Genomic DNA, 5919 nt, shown 5'->3' on the forward strand with positions numbered 1-5919 from the left:
GCTTCGCCCGCGCAACTTCCTCCTGGGAGGGGGCCGTCGAGGCCTCCTCCCATTATCTAGGGGCGCAGGAGTTCGTAGACCACCGTCCACAGCTTGGCGAGCTCCCACGCCTGGCGCCAGGCCGGCGGGCGGCCCTCGACGTGGGCCACGAGGTCGACCAGGATCAGGCGTGTCCGCGCGGGATCGGCTGCCGCCATCAGACGGAGGCTCTCCGTGTACGGGATCGCGGGATCGTCGCGGCCGTGGACGAGCACGAGTCGTGCGGCGACGCGGCGGACGTACCGCGCTGGCGAGAGGGCGTCGAGCAGGGCCTGCGTCTCCGCCGGGAGCGCCGCCAGGAGGCCGTCGACGCGGGCCGGGTCCCGGTTGTCCAGGAGCGCCACCACCGCGCGGGCCTCGGGTCCGGCAGAGGGCGGAAGCGGCTGTCCGGCGAGGGCCGCCTCCACGAGGGCGCGGTCGGTGGGATCGCGCACGAGATCGAGATTCAGGGCGATGAAGGCGCGCGCCAGCGTGGGGTCGAACCCGGCGCGGCCGGATCGCCCTTGGTAGGCGTACACGCCGGTCGTGAAGTACCGGACCAGCTCGCGCGCGTCCGCGTAGCCCCCGAGACTGACGACGAGGCGGACCCGAGGCGCCGCCGCGGGCTCGGCGGCGGCCGCCAGGGCGGGCTGGATCCCGACGCTGATCCCGACGACGGCCAGCCGATCCCCCCGGAGGCCCGGCTCGGCGGCGAGCCGCGCGATGGCGGCGGCGACGACCGGGGTGTCGCCGGGATGGAGCCGCTGGCGCCGCATGGCGGGCAGATCGGGAACGAGGACGGCGAGGCCGGCCCGCGCCAGGAGGCCCGCCGCCTGGCCGAGACGCCGATCGTCCTTCCCCTCGGGCGTGAGCCCGTGGACCAGCACGAGGCCGTGGTGGGGAGGACGCCGGGCCGGGCGCCAGAGATCGCCCACGACGCCCGGGGCGAGGACCAGCGGCTCGCGCCGCGGCGCCTCCGTCGTGTCCGACAGCCAAGGGCGCGCGCCATCGGTGAGGAACTCGGCCAGGAACCGGACCGCGGTGCCGGCGGCCCCGACCCGGAGGCCGAGCGGGAGCGCGAGAGCCAGCAGAACGAAGCAGGCGGCCCAGCCGGCGGCGAGCCGCCCGCCCGGCCGCCTCGGGACCGCCGTGAGCCACCCGGTCACGCCGGTATCATATCGCCCGCACGGGGAGGGACGCCGTGGCGCACGACACCGTGATCGCGTTCATCGGCGTGCCGTACGACGGGGCCGCCACCCTCGGCTGGCCCGGCGCGCGATACGCCCCGGCCGAGGTCCGTCGGCACCTCGGCTGGATGACGATGCGGGTCCAGAACCGCGCGATCTACTCGATCGACGAGGACCGCATCGTCCCCTTCGACCCGGCGCAGCTCGTGGACGCCGGGGATGCCGCGGTGGTTCCCCACGATCTCGGGGCCACCCTCGCCGCCGCCCGGGCCAAGACCCGGGCGGAGACCGCGGCGGGCCGCATCCCGGTCGTGGTGGGCGGAGACGACTCGATCCTCTTCGCGGCCGTCGCCGGCTGCCACGACGGGATCGAGGAGACGGGCGGCTCACTGGCCGTCGTGCACTTCGACGCGCACCTGGACCTGCTCGACGAGTCGCCGGCGCAGGGGCGCTACAGCCAGTCGAGCGGGATGCGCCGCGCCCTCGAGCTCCCCCGGGTGGCGCCGGGCCACTCGGTCCAGGTCGGCACCCGGAACTTCAACTTTCCGTCCTCCAAGCGCTTCATCGACGCCGTCGGGCTCACCGAGCTGCCCGCCAGGGCCGTGCTCCGCCACGGGACAGACTGGACCCTCGCGCGCATCCGGGAGCGCATCGCGGGGGCGGACCACGTCTTCGTGTCGGTCGACATGGATGTGCTCGACCCCGCCCATGCGCCGGGCGTGGGCTGGCACGAGCCGGGCGGGTTGACGAGCCGCGAGCTGATCGACCTGGTGGTGAGCCTGGCCCCGCTCACGCGGGGATTCGCGCTGAACGAGGTGAACCCGATGACGGATCACCGGGCGCAGACGAGCATCCTGGCGGCGAACCTGGTCTTCCAGTTTGCGGTGGCGGCGGCCGGGCGTCCCTGAGCCCCGGCCGGTTCACCGTTCAGTCTGGGTCGGCTACGTCCGATTGACGCACTTGACGAGGTGCCACCCGCGCAGGAGGTTGACGCGCCGGGTGACCTCCGGAGTGAGGCCGACGGCCTTGAGGAGGGGGGTCAGCGCCAGGTTCGTCTTCCAGCCGAGATGCGCGCACACCGGCGCCAGCGCGTCCTCGATCCGCCGCATCAGGGAGTTCTCGCTCCGGAAGTGGTTGAGGATCACGATGGTCCCGCCGGGCTTGGTCACGCGCCGCATCTCTCGCAGGACGGCGACCGGATCGGGAACGGCGCTGATGACATAGGTGGCCAGGGTCGCGTCGAACTCCGCCTCGCCGAAGTCCATGGCCGAGGCATCCATGACCTTCAGGATCGCGTTGTCCATCCGCAGGTTGTCGACCTTCTCCTGGGCCTTCCTCAGCATGCCTTCGGAGAGGTCGATCCCGACCAGGTCGATGCCGCGCGGATAGAACGGCAGGTTGAGCCCGGTCCCGATGCCGACCTCCAGGACCCGCCCGCGGGGGGGACTGCCGAGGAGGCGAACGGCGGCGATCCGGCCCGGCTCGAAGATCTTCTTGAACAGGAAGTCGTAGATCGGCGAGTAGAAATCGTAGGCGCGCCGGACCTGCCGCTCTTCCAGAGAGACTTCCAAGTCGCGTCCTCCTCTAGCGCCCTTCAGGTCGGCTCCGTAGTTCTAGCATTTTGCCGAAGGATCCGCAAGAACGATTCCCCTCACTGCAGGAACCGGAGCAGGGCCGTCGCGAGCCCCAGGAAGGAGAGGAACCCGAAGCAATCGGTGAACGTCGTCACGATCACGCCGGTCGCGACAGCCGGGTCCACGTGAATCAGCTTGAGGGCCACCGGGATGAGCGTCCCGGCCAGCCCTGCCACCAGCATGTTCGTGATCATCGCCAACCCGAGGATCAGGCCGAGCCACGCGTTCCCCTTCCAGAGATAGGCGATCAGGCCCGCCGCCAGCCCGGTGCCGACGCCGTTGGCGACGCCGATCAGCACCTCGCGGGCCAGCACCTTGCGCGTGTTGGCCAGCGTCAGGTCGCCCAGGGCGATCGCCCGGACGATGACCGTGAACGTCTGGATCCCGGCGTTCCCGCCCATCCCGGCCACGATGGGCATGAAGACCGCCAGCACCGCCGCCGTCTGGATGGCCGGCTCGAACAAGGCCACCACGCTGGCGGCCAGGATCGCGGTGGGCAGGTTGACGAGGAGCCAGAAGAAGCGGCGGCGCACCACCTTGGTCGGCGGGTCGAAGATCGTCTCGTCGCCCGCGACGCCGCCCAGGCGATGGATGTCCTCGGTGGCCTCCTCGTGGATGACGTCGATGACGTCGTCCACGGTGATGGTTCCCAGGAGCCGGTTGTCCTTGCTGACGACCGGCACCGCCACGAGGTTGTGCTTGGTGACGAGCCGGGCGACCTCTTCCTGATCGGTGTCGGCGCTCACGCTGACGACGTCCGCCCGCCGGATCGCGTGGACGGGCGTCGAGGGGTCGGCCGTGATCAGCCGGCGCAGGGGGACGACGCCCACCAGGTGGTCGTGGTCGTCCACGACGTAGACGTAGAAGAGGCCCTCGGCCGCCGCGGACTTGCGGACATGATCGAGAGCCTGACCCACGGTCATGTCCTCGTGCACGGCCACGAACTCGGGCGTCATGATGCCGCCCGCGGTGGACTCGCCGTAGCGGAGGAGCTCCTGGACCTCCTCGGACTCCTCCTCCTTCATCAGGTCGAGGATCTGCTCGGCTTGCGCCTCGGGCAGGGTCTCGACCACGTCGGCCGCCTCGTCGGGCGGCATGCGGTCGAGGATCTCGGAGACCTCTCCCTGGTCGAGCGCCTGCACGAGCTCGAGCAGGCTGTCGTCGTCCATCTCGGCCAGGACGGCGCCGGCCCGCTCTCGGGGAAGGTCCCGGAAGAGCCGGACCTGATCGCCGATCGGCAGCTCGCGCAGCACCCGGGCCAGGTCGGCCGGGTGAGTGGACTCCAGCAGCTCCGTGAGCTGCTCGGGATGCGGCTCCGGATCGGCCAGCAGCCGCGAAACCTCCTGTTGCAGGCGCGAGGTCTCCTCGGCTTCCATCACCATCGCGTCACGGGCCGGGGCGCGGGGTAGGACCCATGGGCGGCCCGGGCTCGGGGCCGGTCACCTCGCGGGCCGGCGGCGCCACCGCTCGGCGCCGCTGCCAGCGCCGGAGCCGCGCCGCCAGGCCGAAGAGCCCCGCCACCAGCGCGCCCACCGTCGTGGATCCGAGGGTCACGACGGCGACCGAGGCCTGGATCTGCCAGTGCAGAAACCGGACCGTGACGGAGTCGGCGTTCTGAAGGGCGAAGACGGCGACCACCAGCAGGAGGAGGCTGATCAGGACGAAGACCCACTGCATCCTACTTCATGGGAGGGGGCCGCGACGGCCCCCTCCCAAACCTCCCCCGACCTTTCGGGCCGGGTGGGTGGGCGCGGCGGCAAAAGCCGCCGCCCGGAAGCTGTTCCATGCATGCCGGGCAGCAGCGAGGGCTCGCCATGTGCTCCGAAGATCCGCTACGACCGGAGCAGGTCCTTGGCCCCCGAGCCTCCGCTCTTGACGAGCTCGAGCATGCCGGTCTTGAGGTTCGCCTTGACGAGCCCGAGGGCCGGGATCTGGTCTGACACCCAGACCGTTCCGTCCGCCCAGGAGCCGCGCGTGGCCGCGAAGGTTCCCGCCGGCACCGTCACGCTCTCCTTGGCGCCCCCTTTCAGGGCCGCCTCCCGGAGCGGACGGAAGCCGCTCTCCGGGGTCTCGATCACGCCCTTCGGCCGCTGGATCACGCTGCGGAGGGCCTTGCCCGTGGCCCGCTCCACCTGAGTCTGCGTGACCGAGAGCGGGGTCCCGTCCGCGGTTTGCTGGGTGACGATCTGAAGCGTGTAGGTCCTGGCGTCGCCCCGCACGATCGAGTAGGTGACGAAGATCGGGGCCGGGGGCGCGGTCTCCTTGGCGATCGACCAGCTGACCTGTCCCCCCTGGCCTTCCTGGCGGACGAGAACGGGTACCTCCTCGGTCACCGAGGAGGTCCAGCGGTACGTCGCCCACGTGCCCACCGTGGGGCCGGTGGCGGTCGCGGCCACGGCCCCGACCGCGAGCGTCGCCAGGAGAAGCGCGACGAGACCCCAGCGGCCGGCGGCAGCTCCAAGAGCGCGTCGTGCATGCGTCGTCATCGGCCGGTCCTCACGACAAAGTGCGCCCGGCGGTTGAGGGCCCAGGCGAGCTCGTTGTGACTCGGGTCGAGGGGGCGCTCCTCGCCGAACGAGATCACGTCGATGCGGTTCGGATCGACCCCGAGGGACACCAGGTAGTCCTTGGCCGTCTGCGCGCGGCGCTGGCCGAGCGCCAGGTTGTATTCGGTCGTGCCGCGTTCGTCGGCGTGGCCCTCGATGAGCACGTTGTAGGTCGGGTTCGCTTTCAAGGCCTGCGCCAGATCTTCGAGGTGGCGCCGGGCATCGTCGGTCAGATCGTAGCGATCGAACTCGAAGTGGAGGTCGCTGATGGCCGAGCGCACCGGCGCCGGGAGGGCGGACGGCGGGACGGCGGCGGCCGGGGGCGGAGCCCCTGGCGCAGCGGGGGCTCCCGGGGCGCCGGGCGCGGCCGGACCTCCAGGCGCAGCCGGAGCCCCCGGGGCGCCTGGCGCTCCGGGAGCCCCGGGAGCGCCAGGGGCCGCGGGCGCTCCGGGCGCGGCGGGGGCGCCGGGCGCGGCGGGCGCCCCGGGGGCTCCGGGCGCCGCAGGGGCGCCGGGGGCTCCGGGCGCCGCAGGG

Annotated in this window: 7 protein-coding genes; 1 reads left to right on the plus strand and 6 read right to left on the minus strand. The window is 72.2% G+C overall.

The window, feature by feature from the left end; genetic code table 11:
- Window positions 1-56: 56 nt before the first annotated feature.
- Complete coding sequence (locus VGW35_25640; GenBank protein ID HEV8311060.1) at window positions 57-1184, minus strand: hypothetical protein; 1128 nt, start codon at window positions 1182-1184, stop codon at window positions 57-59.
- A 35-nt stretch (window positions 1185-1219) separates the two neighbouring features.
- Between VGW35_25640 and VGW35_25645 the strand changes: the two genes are divergently transcribed.
- On the plus strand, window positions 1220-2113 hold the full coding sequence (locus VGW35_25645) for an arginase family protein (GenBank protein ID HEV8311061.1): 894 nt from the start codon (window positions 1220-1222) through the stop codon (window positions 2111-2113).
- A 33-nt stretch (window positions 2114-2146) separates the two neighbouring features.
- On the opposite strand, the gene VGW35_25650 is transcribed toward VGW35_25645, so the two are convergent.
- From VGW35_25650 to pal, 5 genes are all read right to left on the minus strand, one after another.
- The gene (locus tag VGW35_25650) at window positions 2147-2776 is read right to left on the minus strand and encodes a class I SAM-dependent methyltransferase (GenBank protein HEV8311062.1); all 630 of its coding nucleotides are present in this window, start codon (window positions 2774-2776) and stop codon (window positions 2147-2149) included.
- 80 nt (window positions 2777-2856) lie between these two features.
- Window positions 2857-4215, minus strand: a complete 1359-nt coding sequence (gene mgtE / locus VGW35_25655) for a magnesium transporter (protein ID HEV8311063.1) — start codon at window positions 4213-4215, stop codon at window positions 2857-2859.
- A gap of 10 nt (window positions 4216-4225) precedes the next feature.
- On the minus strand, window positions 4226-4516 hold the full coding sequence (locus VGW35_25660) for a LapA family protein (GenBank protein HEV8311064.1): 291 nt from the start codon (window positions 4514-4516) through the stop codon (window positions 4226-4228).
- A gap of 155 nt (window positions 4517-4671) precedes the next feature.
- On the minus strand, window positions 4672-5325 hold the full coding sequence (locus VGW35_25665) for a hypothetical protein (GenBank protein ID HEV8311065.1): 654 nt from the start codon (window positions 5323-5325) through the stop codon (window positions 4672-4674).
- A complete protein-coding gene (pal, locus tag VGW35_25670) occupies window positions 5322-5666 on the minus strand; it encodes a peptidoglycan-associated lipoprotein Pal (GenBank protein ID HEV8311066.1) in 345 nt (114 codons plus the stop codon). Before pal ends, VGW35_25665 begins: the two co-directional genes overlap by 4 nt.
- Window positions 5667-5919: the final 253 nt, after the last annotated feature.

The organism is Candidatus Methylomirabilota bacterium, assembly GCA_036005065.1.
Lineage (GTDB): Bacteria > Methylomirabilota > Methylomirabilia > Rokubacteriales > DASRDR01 > DASYQW01.

Bases quoted from the DNA above. Each gene is read 5' to 3' on its own strand.
- mgtE (HEV8311063.1), bottom strand. From the start codon at position 4,215: ATGGAAGCCGAGGAGACCTCGCGCCTGCAACAGGAGGTTTCGCGGCTG.
- VGW35_25660 (HEV8311064.1), bottom strand. From the start codon at position 4,516: ATGCAGTGGGTCTTCGTCCTGATCAGCCTCCTCCTGCTGGTGGTCGCC.
- VGW35_25665 (HEV8311065.1), bottom strand. From the start codon at position 5,325: ATGACGACGCATGCACGACGCGCTCTTGGAGCTGCCGCCGGCCGCTGG.